Source organism: Flammeovirga aprica JL-4, from assembly GCF_012844305.1.
GTDB classification, from domain to species: Bacteria; Bacteroidota; Bacteroidia; order Cytophagales; family Flammeovirgaceae; genus Flammeovirga; species Flammeovirga aprica.
The window spans coordinates 13,770-36,018 of the sequence record NZ_JABANE010000075.1 but is presented as its reverse complement, the minus strand read 5'-3'; the positions used below and the strand labels follow the sequence as shown (position 1 = coordinate 36,018).

Here is a 22,249-nt window from a genome sequence, read left to right as displayed (position 1 = left end):
TCACTAAATTTATAAACATCATGTGCGGAATTGTCGGTTATGTAGGACATAGAAATGCACTAGACATTTTAATTAAAGGCTTAGAAAGACTTGAATATCGTGGATATGATAGTGCCGGTGTATCCCTAGTTGAAAACTCTGACGTAAAGGTTTTTAAATGCAAAGGAAAGGTTGCTGACTTAAAAAAAGAATTAGAAGGTCAAGATACTAAAGGGTCTACAGGTATTGGTCATACACGTTGGGCAACTCACGGAGCTCCGAATGATGTTAATGCTCACCCTCATTACTCTTCTGACTCAAAATTAGCAATGGTACATAATGGTATCATTGAAAACTATGAAGCTTTAAAAGCTCAATTGATAGAAAAAGGGCATGTTTTTCATTCTGAAACAGATACAGAAGTTTTTATCCATTTTATTGAGCAAATTCAGAAAGATAATGATTGTGAGTTAGATCGTGCAGTACGTATTGCTTTAAACGAGGTAGTAGGGGCTTATGCGATCGTAATCACAAGTAAAGATAATCCAGGACAATTGGTAGCTGCACGTAAGGGTAGTCCTTTGGTGATTGGTGTAGGAGAAGATGAATTCTTCCTAGCATCAGATGCAACTCCAATTGTAGAATATACTAAGAATGTAGTATACATTAAGGATGAAGAGGTAGTACTTCTTAAAGATGGTAATATGACTATTACTGACATTAAGAATGTAGTGCAGACTCCTTACTTGCAAACATTAGAATTAGAGCTTGAAGCGATTGAAAAAGGCGGTTATGATCACTTTATGATGAAAGAGATCATGGAGCAACCTAAGTCAGTAGCAGATTGTTTGAGAGGACGTGTTATCGCAAACAAAAATCACGTGAAATTAGGAGGAATTATCAATCATTTTGATGACCTTTTAAATGCGAACCGTATCGTCATTGTAGCTTGTGGTACTTCATGGCATGCGGGGTTAGTTGCTGAATACATCATTGAGGAACTTGTTCGTATTCCAGTAGAAGTAGAATACGCTTCTGAATTTAGATATAGAAACCCGATTATTGGAAAAGGTGATGTAATGATTGCAATTTCTCAATCAGGAGAAACTGCCGATACATTAGCTGCAATGTCTTTAGCTGAGTCTAAAGGGGCGACAGTAATTGGAGTTTGTAACGTAGTAGGTTCATCTATTGCAAGAAACTCTCATGAAGGTGCTTATACTCACGCAGGACCAGAAATTGGTGTAGCAAGTACTAAAGCATTTACAGCTCAATTGACAGTACTTACAACTATGGCTTTAATGTTGGCGAAAGAAAAAGGATCGCTTACAGAGGCTCAGTTGCATGACTTATTAGTGGAATTTGAAAGTATTCCTGCTAAAATTGAGAAGGTTTTACAAGTAGATGATGCTGTTAAAGAAATGTCTGCTTTATATAAAGATGCTAAAAACTTCTTATATTTAGGTAGAGGGTTTAATTTCCCAGTAGCTTTAGAAGGAGCTCTTAAATTAAAAGAGATTTCATATATCCATGCTGAAGGGTATCCTGCGGCTGAGATGAAGCACGGTCCTATTGCATTGATTGATGAGGAAATGCCTGTAGTTGTGATCGCAACTAGAGACAGTTCATATGATAAAGTAGTTTCAAACTTACAGGAAGTAAAAGCAAGAAGCGGTAGAGTAATTGCCATTGTAACAGAAGGTGACGCACTGATTCCAAGTATGGTGGATCACGTGATTGAGGTACCTGATACACATGAGGTATTGATGCCAATGATTTCTTGTATTCCGTTGCAATTGCTATCTTATCATATTGCTGTAATGAGAGGATGTAATGTTGATCAGCCAAGAAACTTGGCGAAATCAGTAACAGTAGAATAAATTATAATGTACTGAGTGGTATTAAAATGCCACTCAGTTGAATAAAGAATATGCGCGACGAACATAGTTATAATACCAGTAGATCAGATATTATTCTGAAAGAGTATGGAAGAAATATTGAAGGTTTAGTTCAATTTATTTCTTCATTGGAAGATAAGTCTTTAAGGACGCAATATGCATATACTTTGATTGCTTTGATGAAACAGCTTCATCCTATACAAAAGCAATTGAATGATAGTCAACAGAGAATTTGGGATCACTTGCAAGTGATGTCTGATTTTAAATTGGATATTGATTCTCCCTATCCTGCTCCAAAGGAAAATATGATGTTCAGCAAGCCAAGGAAAGTTGAATATACACAAAGTCATATTCGTTTTAGACACTTTGGTAAAAATCTGGAAGCTATGGTTCAGAAAGCTTTACAATTGGAAACTAAAGATGATGTGGAATTAGCATTTTCTAAGATTGTAAAGTTGATGAAATCTTTCTATTCAGCTCAAGTCAATAACCAAATTGAGGATGAAGTAATCATGAATACCTTGAATACTTTATCAAAAGGGAAAGTGAATATGAGAGATGTGAAGGCAAAATATCCTGATAGCTTTAAAAATGTGAAGTTGCCTTCTAATACTGCAACGACAACAACGTCGAGTAGTAGTTCATCATCTTCTTCAAAAAGCAAGAAACGTCGTAAGAAAAGAAGAAAATAATATTACACTAACCTCTGAGGTAAGTTGTGATATAATAAAGTATTCCTAGTGAAATTAGTAGTATTGAAGTAAGTCTATTAAGAATGTAATACTTGCTTGAAAGTACTAGTGTAACGCAAAGAATACATATTAATATTGAGAATATTAGATCATAGTTAAGGGTGTAGTCGTAAAAGGCTTCACCCTTAATTGTTAATAGGCAGGGGGTAAGTAAAAAGTTGATAATGTAAGAGCCCATAATATTGCCAAGGGCTATGTCGTGACGTTTTCTTCGCATCGCTGCCAATGTAGTAGTGATTTCAGGAAGAGAAGTACAGATAGACATAATACTTACACCTATAAACCTAGAAGTTAAAGTTGTAGTAGAACTTAATAATAAAGCTTCAATTACAACGATATAAGCTCCAACACAGATAATCAATATACCAATGATGATATTTCTGATGATAGTTTGTTTGTTGGAATTGTGAAAGGAAGAGTGCTTTTGAGCCTTGAGGAGTGAGATTTCTCTTCGAGACTTTTTATTCGTGAAAATGATCAGATAATAGATGAAAAAGCAGAACAGAAGAATTAATGAATCAGTTCTGGTGAGGTAATTAGCACCTATATTAAAAATCAGCTGTTTGTTTAATAGAATAAATAGAAGTATTCCTCCAAAAATAGCAACTAGTAAATCCCTCCAAATACTTTTCGCAAATACCCTGATATTTACAAAAAATGTTGTCAGACCTAGTCCGAAGATAACATTGAATGTATTACTCCCTATTAGAGTGCCAAATGCTAATGTTTCTTCGTTTTTGAAAGTGGAAATTAGAGATACAGCTACCTCTGGAATTGAAGTACCTAATGCAACGATAGTAAGCCCAACCCTTAATCCAGAAAAATGTGATTTCGTAGATAAGGCTGTTGCTCCTTTTGAAAGCATCAGAGCACCATTCCTCATCAGAATAACTCCAAAGGAACTGATTATTAAATGAAGGAGGATAAATTCCATTCAACAGGTCTATAAATGTAAATTAAAATGGTCAGCGTCTAGATGAGTAGGGAACTTCTCTCTCAAAGATTGAACTTTTTGATAATTTAAAGTGACAATTTGAATTTCATCATTTTCAGAAATCTCATTTGTGATTTCTCCCTTTGGGTTGTACACAGCAGAATTGCCATTGTAAACCACTTCATTCGGGTCTGTGCCAGTTCTGTTTACTCCAACCGTATAGCTTAAGTTTTCAATTGCCCTAGCCGCCAATAGTGTATGCCATGCGGCAATTCTAGGTTTAGGCCAGTTGGCAATACAAAGCAAGATGTCGTAATCATTATTGGTGTTTCTGCACCATAATGGGAACCTTAAGTCATAACAGATAATCGGGTTGATTCTCCATCCTTTCCATTCTTCAACCACCTGAAAATTGCCAGGGGTGAAAGTCATGTGCTCAGAGGCCATTCTGAAAAGGTGTCTTTTGTCATAATGGGAGAAAGTGCCATCAGGCTTTACAAACAGAAGTCTATTGAATACCTTACGGTCCTGTCTTACAGGATAACTCCCAATCATGGCAGCGTTCATTCGTTTAGATTGTTGTAAAAGCCACTTTGTAGTAGTAAGTCCAATTGGTTCTGCTAAGTCTGATGCTGACTGATGAAATCCAGTAGTGAATAATTCTGGAAAAATAACCAAGTCAATATCTTTATCATCAACTTGCCATAGCTTCTCTTCTAAAGTAGCAAAATTTGAAGTAGGGTTCATCCAGTCGATGGAATGCTGGACCATGGCAATTTTAAAATTCTCTTTATGCTTCATGCTGCTATATTCTACCTATAAAAGTTACGTAAAAATAATCACCAGTATTGGAATTTTGAAATACAGCGCCACCAATTGTGTTCGCATTTCTACTTTCGATGACATTTCTACAAGAAACTCTTAGCATTGCATCCACAACACCTGTAGTAGGATCAAGGTTGAAACCATCACTAAAGCCAGTACAGCCACTCACACTTGTTGCATTGGTCTGAGCTTTGATGACATTTCTATAATTGCCATTTTGCTCTTCCTCTGCAGTCAACTGTTCTCTCATATGAGGATTGTCTGATATTTGTGCGGCAAATCGTTTTGCTTGTTCAAAAAAAATAGGATTGAATTCCAGTGGAGTTAAATTTACTTCTTCTCTGTGTTTATTGATTTGATTCATGAAATCTTGATCCAGACTGTTGGGGGTAGTCCAATTGATTACATCATCAGAACAGCCAAAAAGGAATAAAATCAGGAGTACATTTATTAGTCGTTTCATAAAAAAATCTTTGAGTAAAAAAGCCACTCATTGTTGAGTGGCTGAAAGTTAATTATTTTTTAGGAAATTTCATTCTATAACTATGCTGTGCTTTCCCTTTTGAAATATTATTAAGTTTATTTTTGATTAACCTTTTCTTGATTGGAGTGAGGTAGTCTGTAAATAAAATACCTTCAATGTGATCATATTCATGCTGAATAACTCTAGCAGTCATTCCAGAAAACTCTTCTTCTCTTTCGTTAAGCTCTTCATCAATGTATTTGATTTTTAAGCTTGAAGGTCTTGTTACATCTCCATTGATTCCAGGGATACTCAAACAACCTTCTTCCATTGTGAATTCATCTCCCCATTCTTCAATGATTTCTGCATTGATAAAAGCACCTCTGTAACCTTTCTCTTCAGACTCTTCATCGATCATCAAGTTGGAGTCAATTACAAAAATTCTTTTCGCCTTACCAATTTGAGGTCCAGCAAGTCCTACGCCATGAGCACCTTCCATGGTGTCGAACATATCACTTACTAATGTTCCTACTTCTTTTAATTCTTCTTCACTAAAATCTTTAGCAACTTTTCTTAATACAGGATCGCCGAAAGCGATAACAGGATAAATCATATACTTATCTAAATTTTTTAAATGCTGTTCTGTTCTAAATAAGATTGTAAAATAATAGCAGCACTGATTTTGTCAACATTACCTTTTACTCTGCGGTCTTTCTTTTTCATGCCACCGGCAATCATAGACGCTTCCGCCATTTTAGAAGTAAATCTTTCGTCAACAAAATGTACCATTTTATCTGGGAAATTCTTTTTCAGTTTATTTGCAAATGATTGAGCAGGTTTTGTGTTGTCTGTTTCTTTTCCATCAAGTCCAACTGGTAAACCTATTACAAAACACTCTACATCTTCTTTATTGACATAGTCTTTGATGTATTGCATTGCTACATTGGTTTGAACTGTTTCCAATGAAGATGCTATGATCTTAAGTGGATCAGTGACCGCAAAGCCTGTTCTTTTTGTGCCGTAATCAATTGCTAGAATTCTTCCCATTATACTAAAGCTTCTTTTGCTTTTTCTACTTCTTTTTTACTATTACCTACAAAGATCTTATTATTTGCAATAATAACAGGTCTTTTTAAAAAAGAATACTCTTGAAGTATTAACGATTTATAATCATTCTCAGATAAATCCTTTTCATGCAATCCCATAGGTCTATACTGTCTGGATCTTCTGCTGAAAAGTGCTTCATAAGATCCTGTAAGGGAATGCATTTCTTCAATTTGTTCTTCTGTGATCTTTTCTGTTTTAATATCCTGTAAAAGATCGAACTTTTCTTTTCCAATTTCCTCAATGATTCTTTTACACGTTGAGCAAGTGGATAAATGATATATTTTTATCATTATGAATTATAAATTGCATATTCAGTTGATGTAAATTGAATTTCCTGAATATTGTTGTAAATATTTTGAGCGATTTTGTCCGTCGGTAAATCATTTGGATCTCTACCAAATGGCTCTTCGATTTCCTCTGAAATTGTTACAATACTCATTGCAACATAATAAACCAATACTACTGCAAGAATAGTCCACCATCCTAAAGTATCTATTAATCCAAAAGGAATAACGATAGCATAAATCCAAATATAAAGTCTTAATAGAAATGTATGTGCTGCAGGCATAGGAGTGTTCTTAATTCTTTCACACTTACCCATAATGTCTATCAGTTCATCACTGTTTTCTATTAATTTTAAAAATTGGAAGTCTGTAATGTCACCTCTATTAAGAGCAATTTTCAATTTCTCTTGAATATACGAGTTGACTGCGTTAGGTACGTGGTTCCATTTTTTTAATTTTTCTAATAAATTTTCGCCCACAAATTCAACTTCACTAAACACAACCCCATCCCTCAGATGTTCTTTCAAAACAAAAGGGAAAGAGGCAATTAGTTTCATTAGATCTTCTTTTTCCTCACTGTCATTCAACATAGAATGTACTTGTAAGGCATAGTTTCTTGAAGTGTTCACTAATCCACCCAATACTTTTCTTGCTTCCCACCAACGGTCATAAGCAGTGTTATTTCTAAAAACTAATAAGATACCCAATATCGCACCCATCAATCCAGGAAGTGAGAAGTTCATTCCTATATCAAAATGTTTGAACTCATGGATAGCACACAAAATGGTAGTTGGTATTGCAATCCATACTAGGTCAAGTGCTAATTGTTTGATCAGGTATCCTTTATAATTGAAAATTCCATACAAAGTACTGTTTTTGAATTTGTTCATTTTAGGCATAGTCGAAAAAAATTAGAATGAAAAATTAAGAGTAATATTTAAATTGTAAGATTTGGTCAAAGGAAAACAATAAGATAGGTAGTTTCAGTAAGCTTATGCGATCAGTTCTTTGTGCATAATTTTCGCTTCACCTTTTACCATTACTTTCTTATTTACTAATGAAGTGATTGTACTTTTAATGATAGCTGTTTTTCTTCGAGAATCAATTTCTGTGATTTCAAAACTAGCTTCATATTCTTCTTCTACGAACATAGGTCTTAAAAAATCCATTTGCTGTGAAAGATAAACGGATCCATTACCAGGAAATTCAGTTCCTAAAACTCTCGAAAAAATACTTGCAGAAAGAAAACCATGCATAATTGGTTTTTTGAAAGGGGTTTTAGACGCAAATTCTTCATCAATATGAATTGGGTTGGTGTCACCTGTCAATTCAGCAAAAGCATTTACCTGATCTTGAGTAAAACTGAAGTTTGTCACGTAGTTATCTCCAATTGAAAGCATAATTTTTTGATTAAATGTCTAAATATATTTGTAAATAAACTTAAAATGATGATAAAAATCTTCAAATTTGACAAAAAATATTAACTTTGTGTCGTTGATGTATGCATTATGATTTTACAATGCAATAGAATACATCACATTTGGTTTGATTTAAATTTTTTTCATTTTCATATTTACAGGACTAAAGGTAATGTCTGTGGCATTACCTTTTTTCATGAAAAAATTTATGCAAAAGTAGCAGGATATTTTGTAAATATGTTCCTATTTAAAAAAATTCTAAATAAATTTGCAAGCCGAATTAAGCTACTACTTTTATTGTGAAAACAATAGTATACTATCGGTAGTTATAGTAAACAAATTTTCGATTAATAAAATCATATAGAAATATGTTGAAGATCAACGATCTGAAAGCTTCGATTGAAGACAAAGAGATTCTTAAAGGGATTAATTTAGAGATTAAACCAGGCGAAGTACATGCGATCATGGGACCTAACGGTTCAGGAAAAAGTACTTTAGCTTCTGTTTTAGCCGGTAGAGAGGATTACGAAGTAGAAGGTGGTGAGGTTGATTTTGATGGTGAGGATTTGTTAGAAATGGCACCTGAGGTTAGAGCACAGAAAGGACTTTTCTTAGCATTCCAGTATCCAGTAGAAATCCCTGGAGTTAGTAACACTAACTTCTTGAGAACAGCCGTAAATGAAGTAAGAAAAGCAAGAGGCGAGGAGCCTTATAATGCTGCCAACTTCATGAAGGAAATGAAAGAGAAAATGCAAATCGTTTCCATTGATAAATCGCTAATGGGTAGATCTTTAAACGAAGGTTTCTCAGGTGGTGAAAAGAAAAGAAACGAGATTTTCCATATGGCAATGCTTGATCCAAAATTAGCTATTCTTGATGAAACTGATTCAGGATTGGATATTGACGCATTGAGAATTGTAGCGAATGGTGTGAATACTTTACGTGATGGTAATCGCTCATTTGTGGTAGTAACGCACTACCAAAGACTACTAGACTATATTGTTCCTGATTTTGTACACGTATTGTACAAAGGTAAAATCGTTAAGTCAGGTACTAAAGAATTAGCACTTGAATTAGAAGAAAAAGGTTACGATTGGATCATCCAAGAAGTGGAAGGTCAAAACTAATTCCCTTTATAACGATGAGTATAGTAATTGAAAATGCTGCATTAAAAAACAATGCACTGTCATATATTGAAGATACAATAGAAAAAGTACCTGCTTTGGTTCAATTGAGAACAGAGGCAGCTGAAACTTTTGCGTCTTCAGATTTCCCTTCTATTCAACATGAGGAATGGAAATACACTAACATCAAAAAGTTAGTAAGCAATACTTATTCTTTTTCTAATGATGTAAATGTATCTGCCGCTGATATTCAAGATTACTTGATTGAAGGTACAGATGTAATGGTATTTGTAAATGGTGTTTACAATGCTTCATTATCTTCATTTACTTCAACAGATAAAGTAATTGTTGCTCCTTTGAGTGAAGCAATTGAAAAGCATGAAGATTTAGTTTTAGCACATTTAGGAAAATATGCGGACAATTCTTTGCCTTTCGTAGGTGTAAATACAGCTTCAGTAGTTGAAGGTGGTTTCGTTTATGCAAAAAGAAATGCACTATCTGAAACTCCTTTAATGTTCTTGAACGTTGTTTCTGGCGATAATATCGTAGTTCAGCCAAGAGTTTTAGCAGTTCTTGAAGAAGGTGCTCAAGCTAGCATCATCGAAAGAAATGCTGTTATTAAAGGTGAGTCTGTTTTAGTGAACAGTGTAGCCGAGGTGAATGTTGCGGAAAGAGCTAATTTAAGTCATTTGAAACTTCAAGATGAGGTTGAAAATACTTCTTTAGTGACACTTTCTGAAGCACAACAAGCTGACAATAGTGTTTACCATAATATTACCATCACTACTGGTGGTCATATTGTGAGAAACAACTTGAATATTGCTTTAGGTGAGCACTGTGAAGGTTTGATGACAGGTTTATACCTTGTGAAAGGAAAAACTTTAGTTGATAATCATACAATGGTGGATCACAAAATGCCAAACTCATACAGTAATGAGTTGTACAAAGGTATTTTGTCAGAAAAATCTAAGGGTGTTTTCAATGGTAAAATCTTTGTAAGAGAGGATGCTCAGAAAACTAATGCTTTCCAGTCGAACAAAAACATCTTATTATCTCAAGACGCAGTTGTGGATACAAAACCACAATTAGAAATCTGGGCTGATGATGTATCTTGTTCTCACGGATGTACAGTTGGCGCCCTTGATGAAGAGCCAATGTTCTACTTAAGAGCTAGAGGTATTCCTGAAGACAAAGCTAGAGGTTTATTAATCTATGCTTTTGCTGGGGATGTTATCGAAAAGATCTCTAATGATAATGTAAGAGCGCTAGTAGAAAAAATTGTAGCAACAGAAATGGGTTATGATTTAATCTAAGCTAGAAAGTTTATAAAATAAAAGCGGAATACTTCTTGACGAGGTATTCCGCTTTTTGTTTTTGAGAACTGACGTTATCTCAAGAATAACAGCTCTCTGTATTTTGGAAGAGGCCACATTTCATCGTCAATCATTGTCTCCAACTTATCAACGTGCCATCTTAATTCTTCAAAATATTTCTCTTTGATCTCATCACAATAAGCGATTGCTTTTTCCTCAGGACTATCAATTGAATTGATACGTTTACGTTCCTGAGTCATTTCATTACTCAGTTTTTTAACCTGATTCAGATGTTTAGAGACTTTTTTGATTAAGTTCATTACTTCTTCAGTCTCTTCCTCTAGACCAATATCTTTCATGCCTTTCACATTCTCTATCAACATATTTTGATATCGGATAGCAGTAGGGCAGATATGATTCAATGCAAGATCAGCCATTACTCTAGATTCAATCTGCATTTTTCTAGTGTAATTTTCTAAACGAATTTCATGACGGGCAAAAAGTTCGGCCTGTGTCATGATTTTCATTCGCTTGAATAAACGGGAAGTTGCTGCTTTTTTCAACACCTGCAAAGCCCTTGGAGTATCTCTGAAGTTAGAAAGCCCTCTTCTTTTTGCTTCCTGCACCCATTCTTCTCCATAGCCATTTCCTTCAAAAACAACTTTTTTGACAGATGGAATATAAGACCTTAAAATATCAATAATAGCTACTTCCTTTTTCTCATCTTGCTCAATCAGTTTATCCACTTCTCTTTTGAATAATTCTAATTGATTAGCAACTGCAACATTTAAAACTGTCATTGCTCTAGCGTTGTTGGCATTAGAACCAACAGCTCTGAATTCAAATTTATTACCAGTGAAGGCAAAAGGTGAAGTCCTATTTCTATCTGTATTGTCTAATAGGATTGGAGGAATTTTGTTGATCCCCAGTTTCATATAGATATTATCTCCTTTTTTTACCTTAATGTCACCGTTGTTCTCCAATTCTGTCAAGACATTGAAAAGTTGTGTCCCGATAAAAGCAGAAATAATTGGAGGGGGAGCTTCATTGGCACCCAATCGGTAATCATTACTTGCCGATGCGATAGATGCTCTTAAAAGATCAGCATTATCGTAAACAGCTTTCAGGATATTGATAAAGAAAGTAATGAAAATAAGGTTTTCCTTGGCCTTAGTACTCGGTTGTAATAAATTCTTTCCTTTATCAGTTAATAAAGACCAGTTGTTATGTTTTCCACTTCCGTTCAAACCTTCAAAAGGCTTTTCATGGAACAATACTCTGAAATTATGACGAGATGCTACTTTTCTCATCAAGTCCATCAATAGCTGATTATGGTCGTTGGCTACATTGACTTCTTCAAAAATTGGAGCTACTTCAAACTGACTTGGAGCTACTTCATTATGACGCGTTTTGATAGGAATACCTAGTTTGTAGGATTCAATTTCCAAGGCTTGAAGAAAACGTGAAACTCTTGAAGGAATTGCACCAAAATAATGATCATCTAATTGCTGTCCTTTTGGTGGAGTTCTGCCAAAGAGTGTTTTGCCTGTCAATAAAATATCAGGTCTAGCATCTGCCAGAGCCTTATCGATCAAGAAAAACTCTTGCTCTGTACCTAATGTAGCCTGTACTTTTTCAATACTTCTATCAAAAATCTGACAAACGGCTGTTGCAGTTTTATCAATTTGCTCCAAAGCCTTTAATAAAGGAGCCTTATTATCTAGTGATTCACCAGTGTAAGAAACAAAGACTGTAGGGATACATAATGTTTTTCCTTTTCCACTTTCAATGATAAAAGCAGGAGAAGTAGGGTCCCATGCAGTGTAGCCTCTCGCCTCGAAAGTCTGTCTTAAACCACCACTAGGAAAAGAAGAAGCATCTGGTTCTTGTCTTACTAAAGCACTTCCTTTGAATCTTTCAATGGCAGTGCCGTCATTGGTCATTTCAAAAAACGCATCATGCTTTTCAGCAGTGGATCCTGTTAGGGGTTGGAACCAGTGGGTATAATGTGTTACACCTTTGGAGATAGCCCAGGCTTTTAATGAGGTTGCTACAGCGTCAGCAACATTTTCATCAATTTGTTCTCCTTTATGGATAGCATTTTGTAATCTGGTATAGATGTCAGTTGAAAGTTGTTCTTTCATGACATGTAAACCAAAAGTATTTACACCGAAATAGTCTGAAACTTTTTCGCTTGGAGGGTTAACATTTATAGGTTGCCTTAATTCAACCACTTTTAAAGCATCAAAACGCTGTTTAGCCATACTTTGATATTTATTTTTTTTATTTCACTTCTAAAAGTAAAAATACGTTTTTTTTGTTATATTCTTTTTTTTATAACACATAAAATATATGTTAGGTTTTATCACTTTGAAAAACAGCGTGTACTAAAGGTGTTTAACATACTTGGTATGTTCTTTGATTAATCATTACCTATTGACGAAATATATTAATTTTATACTCGTTAATAACATATATAAAGAGAGAATTTGATAGGTGTCAGGACACTTGCATCCCCATAATAGAGCTTCTATGAAGAGTTTTTTACTAAGTTGTTTATTATTATTTATTACTCATTTTTGTTGGTCACAGTCAGTCACTGGATCTATCTCCGTTGATGGAGGTTTAGAGGTGACCAATGATCCTGAAGGGCGAGTTCAGCTAAGGATAAAATCACAAAACGCGACGCATATGAAAATTAGTCGCGATGAAAGTTTTAGAGGTGTAGTTTGGGAAAGAGTCAATTGGGAAAAATCAGACTTTCCAATCATCAGAAGAGGAGAGGGTGATGGAGTAAAAACCATTTATGCCGTTTTTAAAGATGAAGACTCAGGTAATGTATCTGAGGTGGCTTCTTTGATGATTGAACTGGACAGGACTCCACCGTTGAATCCTGAAATCTTGATCAATGGAGGATTACTTTTCACGAACAGTAAAAAACGAACGGTTTCTTTATTCTTATCTGCTGAAGAAGCGTATCAGATGAGAATTTCCAATAGACCTGACTTTATTGGTAAACAGTGGGTTAATTTCAATCAAAGAATAGATAACTATAAACTGCCTGGTCTTGATGGTGAAAAAGAAGTTTTTGTGCAGTTTAGAGATGCCGCTGGTAATGAAACAAAAATCATCAGTGCTAAAATAACAATTGACACTACTCCTCCTACGGAAGGGAAAATGAAAATTAACGATGGAGAAAAATTCTTGAAAGACTCCGTGGTTACTTTGCATTTTTACGCTCAAGGAGCTTCTCATATACAAATTCGTGGTGGAGATGGTTGGATCGATTATGCTGAACAAGTACAATGGACTTTATCTCCGGGAGATGGTGAAAAAGTAGTTTATGCTCGTTTTAGAGATGAAGTGGGTAACTACTCTAAAATTGTTTCAGCAAGAGCTATTGTAGATAGAGTACCACCAAGATTTGGTAGAGTGATCATTGATGATGGACGAAAGTTTATTGACAATCACGCAAGACATAAATTACAGCTGATTATTCAAGGAGCTTCAGAAATGAAAGTTTCCAATAAGGAAGATTTCAGTGATGCAGAGTGGATACCGTACTCTTCTATTGTACCTGTATGGAACTTCCCGATTGGTGATGGAGAAAAGACAGTTTATGTAAAATTTAGAGATAGAGCCAAGAACGAGTCAGAAGTGTACACTTCATCGGTAATGCTGGATGCAACACCGCCACAAAATCCGAAAGTGGATATCTATGCTGAAGGTATTGTTCAAGATACTGCAAACAACGTCAAGCTTTCAAAAAATGAAAAACATGTTGTTAATCTGAAAATTTCCGCTGAAGATGCAAGATTTATGATGATTTCAAATCAACAGACTTTCTTTGGCTCACGTTGGATGGTTTACAAAGAAGATCATCAAAACTGGAAGCTATTAAGTGGAGAAGATGGTGTGAGAACGGTTTATGTGAAGTTTATGGACCGTGCGAAAAATGTTTCAGAGGTAGCATTTGATAGAATCTTGATTGATACAGAAGCTCCTCTAGGTGGTAAAGTTGCTATTGATAACAATAAAGAATACAGTATTGACAAAGAAAGAAATGTCAACTTAAAAATATTTGCCAGAAAAGCAGATTTCATGCAAGTAAGTAATGATCCTACATTTATGGATTCTAAATGGGAGCCTTATAATGTGATCAAAAAATGGAAGTTGGATGGAAATGATGGCGTGAAAACTGTATTCGTGCGTTTTAAAGATTTAGCAGGAAACGTTTCAGACCCTGTTTCTGATAATATTGTACTGGATACAAAACCTCCTTTCAACTGCTCAATTGTAGTAAAGAATCATAAAGAAGGTGTTGTTAATCACCCTGATGCCATAGCATTGGTGAGAGTGAATGCTGAGGACGCCATTAAAATGCAAATCAGTAATCACCCTAACTTTGAGAAAATTAGATGGATTGGTTACTCTGAATACAATATTCCTTGGAGACTTCCAGGTCAAGACGGTGTGAAAGAAATTTACACAAGATTTATGGATGAAGCAGGTAATATTTCTGATACTTACTCTGTAAATGTGACATTGGATAGAACGCCTCCTGTAGAAGGAAATGTAGAGATTGTAGAAGCACAAGATAAGTTGATCAATTTGGAAGAGGCGACATTGAAAATTTCGGCAAAAGGGGCCAAAACAATGCGACTTTCACCTAGATCTGACTTTAAGGGTGCTGAGTGGGAAAACTACGCTACCTCTAAGACATGGAAATTCCCTCCGGGTGATGGTTTGAAATTCGTTTATGTAATTTTCAAAGATGCAGTAGGAAACATATCAAGACCAACTTATGTTTCTGTGGGTGTGGATACAGATGCACCTAGAGAAGGATCTATTTTAATAGGTAAAGGAGAAAAGTATTGTACTGATTATGATGCAAGAGTAAGATTGAAATTGAATGCTAGAGGTGCTAGTAAAATGATGATCTCTAATAATAAAGATTTTGATGGAGCTGAATGGCAGAAATTTAAGTACTACATCTACGATCATTATTTAGAAGCACAAGAAGATGGTGAGAAAACGGTTTATGCTAAATTTAAAGATGATGCAGAAAACGTTACCGCTCCAGTTTCCGCTAGTATTCTTTTGGACCGTCAAGAACCTGTTAACGAGAAGTTGATCATCAATAATGGTGAGGAATATACAAATGTAAAATCAGGTAATGTTCAGTTGGAAATCTTTGCAGAAGGGGCGACAGAAATGAAGGTAACTAATGATAGATATTTCAAATCTAGAATTGATTGGGAGCCTTATGGTACAAGTAAAGATTGGGTCATTAAGCATAGTACCGATGGTGAGAAGTTTGTATATGTGAAGTTTAGAGATGAAGCAGGAAACGAATCAATGGTGACAGAGGCAAAAATCATCTTAGATACAACTCCTCCTATTCCGATGTTCGTGAAAATTGAGAATGGTAAAACAGCAGTTGATAATCCAGCTGTTACTATTACGACAAGAGCAAGAGAAGCTGTTTTTATGATGGTTTCTAATAGTCAGGATTTCAAAGGTGGAATCTGGAGGCCTTACAACGAAAAATTCACTTGGAACTTAGAACCTGGAGCAGGTATTAAGAGAGTGTTTATCAAGTTTAAGGATAATTCTCAAAATGTTTCAGACTTCAAGTTTGCTGAAACTACTTTATATGAAGGAAACTAATATTTTATATCTAAAAATGAGAAAAGCCTGCAAGAAATTGCGGGCTTTTTTTATGCTAAAATTATTGTACTCAATAATATGAATGGAATACCTTCAATAAATGCATCCTAATAAAGAGAATTGAATATTGTATTTGATAATTAATTGGGATGTTTCTTACATTAGATATAAGAAGCAATCATCATCAGGTCCTTTTTTTAAATTTCACCTGAATTGATAATGATAGTAGGGGGAGTTAAGAATTAGGGTGCAGAATTGCTTATTCTGTTTTCTAGTTTTAATAATTATAAAGAAGCCTTTTTAGAGATGTTTCAAACATACTCTTAGTTTTTATGCTGTTGAGATTTTACAAAAAGAAAAAAGCCTACAATTTCTGTAAGCTTTTTTTCTTTGCATATATAATCATTCGTATTTAGTTCATAGATCTTTATGATGAGGGCATCTCTATTTCTACAAAATCTTCCTTTGCTCCTTCACAAGTAGGGCAGCAGAATGAACTTGGCAGGAACTCGAATTTAGTATTAGCAGGAATACCTTCCTCAGGCATACCCATGCTTTCATCATAAATGCTTAGACAGTTTTGGCATTGATAAACACTAACTGTCGTAGAAGCAAGTTTCTTCTTCGGCTCATCTACATCATAATTACTGTTATCCAGGTTTTCATAATAAAGATGACTTAATTCAATAAGAATAGGAGGAATTGCTTCTTTTGGAATTCTCTTTACGTAAGGAATGTACTTAGGTTCATTACAATTGAAATCTTTTGCATAGAGCACATTGTAAGTGTTTTCTCTTGTAGAAGATGGAACACTTTCAATAACCACAGAAGTAAAAAGAATTACAGGTTTTGTTTTGATAGTGAACGTAAGACCATAAGTACTGATATCTTGCTTATCTAAAGCTCTAACCAAGTACTTTTTAAGTTCTAAAGCTTCTTTGTCCAATACAGGTAAATGCCAGTTTAACTCTAAGGCAGAGTGTCTTACATTGATACCAAATTTACCTAAAAGTTTCTCCCAAATAATGATATGCTTACTGTCAATCCCTTTAACAATAAATGATTTCCAAGGAGTGATAGTAATCTTACCAATATTTGTTTTCATACAAACCTCACATAATTCTTTTAAGAAAGGAATGTCAAAACTATTATTTCTCCAGTATAATCCTAGCCAATATTTACCACTCAACATACGGTGCATACCTTCATAATAAGGGAATGGACCTGTAGGTAATACTAGAGGGTCAGTCTTCGCAATTGTATTAATATCAAGCGTGCTGACAATCGTTTTCCAAACTTTTGAACTATTGATCGCTTTACCAGGAACGTGAAGTCCTTCAAATGCTTTTACAACCTTAGAAATATCATAGTTGTAAATTAAGCTTGGGCATTCCCAAAGCACTTCAGCATGTTCTTCCTCACGGATAAATAAATACCAATAACCTTCTTTTTCAGAAGCTACAAAGTTCAGATGACCTGTGAACAATGGTACCATTGTTTGGGCAGGGTCAGTGATGTTTACTTTTAATTTTGGTTGGAAATCAAAAGTATCTAGGATATAATGATAAGTGTGAGCTGCTAACCAACGTGTACTAGGAATTACATCCAAAGCCACATAGGAAGTCACTATATTTTGAAATTGCTCTCCATCACAATCAAAAGTAGTTTTAATAGACTCAAACGTTTCTTTGAGTTTTGGTCTACTGATTTTTGGAGGAGCAAAAAGAATATCTTGTCGAGATCCAAAGTGAATATGATCTACTTCTAATTCTTCAGCAACTTGTATTATTTTAAGAAAATCACCAGGAGATGAAATACCGCCCTTAATGAAAATCCTTACTAAATCTTCTTTCTCTAATGTTTGTTCTAATTGTTCGATCATACTATATGGAGTTTTTGAAGTAAGCTAATGTTGTTTACTCCTATAAAGTAACTAATTTTTCTGCATTGTTTTTCAACATTTCTTGAAGTTCAGTTTTACAACTGCCACAACCAAGACCTGCACCAGTCTTTTCACAAAGTGTATTTAAGGAAGTACATCCTCCGTCAATAGCATTTTGAAGGTTACCGCTACCCACATTTGCACAAGAACAAACTACTTCACCAATTAGAGGCTCTGCATCGCTTTTGCCTCTCAATAACTCACTTCTTCTGCTTCCAAGCTCCGTCTCCATCTCAATGAGTTTCTTATAATCAGCAAACTCTGCTTTATCACCAAGAAGAATAGTACCAACAAGTCTATCGTCTTTTATGATACATTTTTTATAGAAGGCTTCTGCTTTATCTAGTAAAATAACTTCTTCATAGCTTCTGTCTTTTGGTGGAACATCAATCACACCAAGCGAACATAGGCTTAAGTCTGAGAATTTCAAGATGTTCATTGGCAATGTACCGCTGTAACGGCTCAATAAATCACCAGAAATAAAACGAGCACAAGTATCAGCTTGTTCTTCAGCACCAGCAGTGGTACCGTTTAACTGACCATTGAATTCTGCAATTTCACCCATTGCAAAAATATCAGGATCTGAAGTTTGAAGGTATTCATTGATTGTAATACCTCTTGATGTTTTCAAGCCAGCTTCTTTACCAATTTCAGTATTTGGACGAGTACCGATAGCATAAACGATAGCATTACTTTCGATAGTTCTACCACCTTTCAGTTTCGCTTTGTATAGCTTTTCTCCTTGTTTCTCAATAGTTTGAACTTGATCATTGAGCAATACTTCAATGCCTTTGTCTTCACAGTGGTGAAGTAATAGTTCTGAAGCAGTAGGGTCAAGCTGACGGTCCATTAATCTGTTGGCTAATTGAATGATAGTAACATCAATTTCAATTTCTTTCAACGAAGCCGCTAATTCAAGTCCTAGAAGACCACCACCAACAATGATGACTCTTCCTCCTTTATTATCTAAATATTGTTTCAGGTTGTCCGCATTTTTCTTGTTTCTCATAGTGAAAACACCTTCAAAATGAATCGGAACATCAGCAGGAACGAAAGGTCTACTACCTGTTGCAATAATTAATTTGTCATAATTATATCGGTCTCCAAATTGATCCACGATCTCTTTATTATCACGGTCAATACTTTGGATACTCTTATTCAAATGGATTTTTACACCTAATCGATCAAACTCTGATAGCTCATCAAATTTCTGTAAATCTTTCCATAATAAAGTCTCATTTACATATTCCGGTAAAAGTACACGGTTGTAGAATGGAGTGCTTTCTTTTGAGAAAACTTCTATCTCATCCTCTTTATTAATACCTCTGTAAGTATGAATAAAGCGATATGCTGCTGCACCTGCACCGATAATAAGGATTTTATCTTTTTTCTTTTGGTACTTAGCAACTTGAGCAGAAGAGAATTTAAAATCAGGCTCCTTAGAGATAGGGTCAATTGCATTAGCAGTAAGGTTGTTTGTTCTCGCAAAAATATCATTGCTGATTTTCCCCCAGTGCATTGGCATAAAGATGACGCCTTCTTTGATGTCAGTTGTAACTGTAATATTCACTCTACATTCACCTCTTTTTGTATTGATGACTGCAGTATCTCCATCTTTCAATCCTCTTTCTTCAGCATCTTTTGGATGCATTTCTAAGAAAGGATCTGAAATATGTTGGTTTAATTTATTTACTTTCCCTGTTCTAGTTCTAGTGTGCCACTGATCTCTGATACGTCCTGTAGTAAGGATTAATGGCATTTCAGGGGTCAATAAATCAGAGTTATTTTCAACGCCAGAAGTTAAGATCTGCGCTTTTTTATTTGGAGTGAAGAATTGTTTGTCTTCGAATAATCTATCTGTACTCTTTCCATTTACATAAGGCCATTGTACTGATCTTTCTTTCTTTAAAGTATCATAAGTAAGTTCAGCGATGTCAATATTAGTACCTTTTGTAAGAAGAGCGTGTTCCTTGAAAATATCTTCAGTTGATTGATAGTCAAATCCATGGTAACCCATTTTTTGAGCGAAACGGCAGAAGATTTCAGTATCTGGCAATGCTTCACCAGGAGCAGGAATCACTCTTTCTAAATGACTGATTCTACGTTCAGAGTTGGTCATCGTACCTTCTTTCTCTAACCATCCTGCTGCAGGTAAAATCATATCTGCATGCTCAATAGAATCTGCTTTGTTTGAAATATCTTGAACAATAACAAACTTTGCTTTCTTCAAGGCTTCCTCAACTAGTTTTGAGTTTGGTAAACTTACCATTGGGTTGGTACAAACAATCCAAACCGCTTTCATTTCACCTGAATGTAAAGCTTCAAACATTTCTGTTGCAGTTTTACCAGGCTTTTCTTGAATATGATCTACACCCCAGAAATCTGCTACTTTTTGTCTATGTTCAGGGTTTTTCAAATCATGATGCGCTGCTAGGAGAGAGGCCATACCACCTACTTCTCTACCACCCATTGCATTTGGCTGACCTGTCAGTGAGAAAGGACCAGCACCAACTTTACCAATTTGACCAGTGATGAGGTTCAAGTTTAATAAAGCCAAGTTTTTATTTGTACCTTGAGCACTTTGGTTTAGACCCATTGCCCACATATTGATAAAACCTTTTGCATTACCGATATATCTCGCAGCAAGTTTGATTTCATCTATAGTTACCCCTGTAATAGCACTAGCTTCTTTCAGAGGTCTTCTCATTACTTCTTTTCTATATTCATCAAAACCATCTGTGTGATTTTTAATGAAATCCCAATCCAAATCACCTTCTTCAATGATTGCTCTACCAATTGCTTGATAAAGAACTACATCAGTGCCTGGTTTCAACTGTAAATGAAGATCCGCAAGTGCACATGTTTGTGTTTTTCTTGGGTCAATTACAATTAATTTTGTATTTGGATTTTTTTCTTTGTGTGCCTCAATTCTTCTGAATAAGATAGGGTGACACCAAGCTGGGTTTGCACCAGCAATCATGAAAGTATCAGCATGTTCGATATCTTCATAAGAAATTGGCACCGTATCTTCCCCTAAAGTTTTAACATAACCAACAACAGCGCTACTCATACATAATCTAGAGTTAGTATCAATGTTGTTGGTTTGGAAAAAACCTTTAGTAAGTTTATTGGCTAAATAATATTCTTCAGTAAGACACTGACCAGAAACATACATGCCTACTGAATCAGGTCCATATTTTTTTATGATTGATTTAAACACAGCTGCTGCTCTTGTAAAAGCAGTATCCCAGTCTACTCTTTGTAAGTCATGCTGTTTACTCCATCTCATTTGCGGGTAGAGCAAACGGTCTGTAGTGTCTTGAACTACATAGTGTAGGTTCATTCCTTTTGAACATAACTTCCCTTTGTTGACTGGATAATTAATATCTCCTTCAACTGTTAATTTGCCTTTTGCATCTTTTTTTACATCTATGCCGCAGCCTACTCCACAATAGGAACACGTTGATTTGTATGTTGAGATATTTTTCATATTCTAATTTGCTAAGTTAAAAGTTAGGGCAACAAACATTGTTGCCCTATTTTAAGCATGTGTTTGTTTCAGTGGTTGCTTACTTATTACTCCCTCAATTGTTATTGAGAGGTAATACGTACAACACGGAAGTAAAAGTAAGTAAAAATACGTAATTGTACGTACTTTTAAGATGATTTTTTTATAAAAAGCACGTAATTTATAATCAATACAAAAAAATCCCTACTCAGAAAGTTATTTTCTAAGTAGGGATAATACTATTTTAAAATATTGAATGACTTAAATTAAGTAGTCATTTCTAAGTACTTCGATAAATCGTAAAGCCGTATTCATCTAGTACTCTAAGTTTCTTTATAATAATTCAGCTTTCAACGAAGCAATTTCATTCACTTTTGCAATCAGTTCTACTGCGCTTTTCACTTCCATCTTTTTCATAATGTTAAAGCGGTGTGTTTCCACAGTTCTCACACTTTTATTCAATATGCCGGCAATTTCCTTACTGCTTTTTCCATGCACTACGTATTTGAGAATTTCTTTTTCTCTTTTTGTAAGGTCTACTACTGTAGTTGTATCCGTTGGAGCTACTTCTTCTGTAGGATCGGTGTTGTGTTTCATGTTAAGATAACCTTCTACAAGTACCTTGGAAATATCACCACTGAAGTATTTTTTGCCCTCATGCACCGTTTTAATAGCTTTTAAGAATTCGTCACTGCTAGAATCCTTCAAAAGATATCCGCTGGCACCTTTTTCTGCAGCATCTAAAATATATTCTGCATCATCATGCATTGACAAAATCAGCACTTTAGTATTAGGGCTGTATTCTTTAATTTTTGACGCGGCCATAATACCATTCATTACAGGCATACGAATATCGATGACAAGAACATCAGGAGTTAACTGTTTGCATAAATCCAATGCTTCTTGTCCATTTGCACCTTCTCCAATTACATTTATTTCATGGCTGTTTTCCAACAGTAGTTTTATACCATTTCGAACAACAACATGATCATCTGTAAGTACTACTGAAATTTGACTCATTAATGTTATTTT

The 22,249-nt window shown here is 35.1% G+C and carries 17 protein-coding genes; 5 read left to right on the top strand and 12 right to left on the bottom strand.

Annotated elements, in window-relative coordinates; all coding sequences use genetic code 11:
• Window positions 1–20 precede the first annotated feature (20 nt).
• Window positions 21–1,859 (top strand): glutamine--fructose-6-phosphate transaminase (isomerizing), encoded by a 1,839-nt coding sequence (gene glmS / locus HHU12_RS22805; RefSeq protein WP_169659053.1) that lies wholly within the window; start codon window positions 21–23, stop codon window positions 1,857–1,859.
• Window positions 1,860–1,909: 50 nt separating this feature from the next.
• A complete protein-coding gene (locus HHU12_RS22800) occupies window positions 1,910–2,569 on the top strand; it encodes a DUF4290 domain-containing protein (protein WP_169659052.1) in 660 nt (219 codons plus the stop codon).
• 7 nt (window positions 2,570–2,576) lie between these two features.
• On the opposite strand, the gene HHU12_RS22795 is transcribed toward HHU12_RS22800, so the two are convergent.
• The 8 genes from HHU12_RS22795 to HHU12_RS22760 all read right to left on the bottom strand — a co-directional run bounded on the left by HHU12_RS22795 (window position 2,577) and on the right by HHU12_RS22760 (window position 7,642).
• Window positions 2,577–3,563, bottom strand: coding sequence for a sodium:calcium antiporter (locus HHU12_RS22795; protein WP_169659051.1), 987 nt, complete (start codon window positions 3,561–3,563; stop codon window positions 2,577–2,579).
• Window positions 3,564–3,572: 9 nt separating this feature from the next.
• The gene (locus tag HHU12_RS22790) at window positions 3,573–4,364 is read right to left on the bottom strand and encodes an amidohydrolase (protein ID WP_169659050.1); all 792 of its coding nucleotides are present in this window, start codon (window positions 4,362–4,364) and stop codon (window positions 3,573–3,575) included.
• Window positions 4,365–4,368: 4 nt separating this feature from the next.
• On the bottom strand, window positions 4,369–4,851 hold the full coding sequence (locus HHU12_RS22785) for a CAP domain-containing protein (protein WP_169659049.1): 483 nt from the start codon (window positions 4,849–4,851) through the stop codon (window positions 4,369–4,371).
• Window positions 4,852–4,903: 52 nt separating this feature from the next.
• Window positions 4,904–5,464, bottom strand: a complete 561-nt coding sequence (def, locus tag HHU12_RS22780; protein WP_169659048.1) for a peptide deformylase — start codon at window positions 5,462–5,464, stop codon at window positions 4,904–4,906.
• A gap of 17 nt (window positions 5,465–5,481) precedes the next feature.
• Window positions 5,482–5,898 carry a Holliday junction resolvase RuvX gene (gene ruvX / locus HHU12_RS22775; RefSeq protein WP_169659047.1) on the bottom strand — a complete coding sequence of 139 codons (417 nt, stop codon included), beginning with the start codon at window positions 5,896–5,898 and terminating at the stop codon, window positions 5,482–5,484.
• The gene (locus tag HHU12_RS22770; RefSeq protein WP_169659046.1) at window positions 5,898–6,248 is read right to left on the bottom strand and encodes an arsenate reductase family protein; all 351 of its coding nucleotides are present in this window, start codon (window positions 6,246–6,248) and stop codon (window positions 5,898–5,900) included. Before HHU12_RS22770 ends, ruvX begins: the two co-directional genes overlap by 1 nt.
• Window positions 6,248–7,132 carry a bestrophin family protein gene (locus HHU12_RS22765; protein ID WP_169659045.1) on the bottom strand — a complete coding sequence of 295 codons (885 nt, stop codon included), beginning with the start codon at window positions 7,130–7,132 and terminating at the stop codon, window positions 6,248–6,250. The genes HHU12_RS22770 and HHU12_RS22765 overlap by 1 nt, the downstream gene beginning before the upstream one ends.
• Window positions 7,133–7,234: 102 nt before the next feature.
• Window positions 7,235–7,642, bottom strand: a complete 408-nt coding sequence (locus tag HHU12_RS22760) for a MaoC family dehydratase (protein ID WP_169659044.1) — start codon at window positions 7,640–7,642, stop codon at window positions 7,235–7,237.
• Window positions 7,643–8,028: 386 nt separating this feature from the next.
• Between HHU12_RS22760 and sufC the strand changes: the two genes are divergently transcribed.
• Window positions 8,029–8,787, top strand: a complete 759-nt coding sequence (sufC, locus tag HHU12_RS22755) for a Fe-S cluster assembly ATPase SufC (protein ID WP_169659043.1) — start codon at window positions 8,029–8,031, stop codon at window positions 8,785–8,787.
• Between the two features lie 14 nt (window positions 8,788–8,801).
• The gene (gene sufD / locus HHU12_RS22750; protein WP_169659042.1) at window positions 8,802–10,097 is read left to right on the top strand and encodes a Fe-S cluster assembly protein SufD; all 1,296 of its coding nucleotides are present in this window, start codon (window positions 8,802–8,804) and stop codon (window positions 10,095–10,097) included.
• Between the two features lie 74 nt (window positions 10,098–10,171).
• Here the strand turns inward: sufD and HHU12_RS22745 are convergent, their stop codons facing one another.
• Window positions 10,172–12,361: a glutamine synthetase III family protein gene (locus HHU12_RS22745; RefSeq protein WP_169659041.1), complete on the bottom strand. Its 2,190-nt coding sequence runs from the start codon at window positions 12,359–12,361 to the stop codon at window positions 10,172–10,174.
• Window positions 12,362–12,629: 268 nt separating this feature from the next.
• Between HHU12_RS22745 and HHU12_RS22740 the strand changes: the two genes are divergently transcribed.
• Entirely contained in the window at window positions 12,630–15,767 is a 3,138-nt protein-coding gene (locus HHU12_RS22740) for a hypothetical protein (protein WP_169659040.1), read from the top strand.
• A 427-nt stretch (window positions 15,768–16,194) separates the two neighbouring features.
• Here HHU12_RS22740 and HHU12_RS22735 read toward each other — a convergent pair whose 3' ends face one another.
• The 3 genes from HHU12_RS22735 to HHU12_RS22725 form a co-directional block, all read right to left on the bottom strand.
• Window positions 16,195–17,649 (bottom strand): rubredoxin, encoded by a 1,455-nt coding sequence (locus HHU12_RS22735; RefSeq protein ID WP_169659039.1) that lies wholly within the window; start codon window positions 17,647–17,649, stop codon window positions 16,195–16,197.
• A 40-nt stretch (window positions 17,650–17,689) separates the two neighbouring features.
• Window positions 17,690–21,199 (bottom strand): nitrate reductase, encoded by a 3,510-nt coding sequence (locus tag HHU12_RS22730; protein WP_169659038.1) that lies wholly within the window; start codon window positions 21,197–21,199, stop codon window positions 17,690–17,692.
• 351 nt (window positions 21,200–21,550) lie between these two features.
• Window positions 21,551–22,237: a response regulator transcription factor gene (locus HHU12_RS22725; RefSeq protein WP_169659037.1), complete on the bottom strand. Its 687-nt coding sequence runs from the start codon at window positions 22,235–22,237 to the stop codon at window positions 21,551–21,553.
• Window positions 22,238–22,249: the final 12 nt, after the last annotated feature.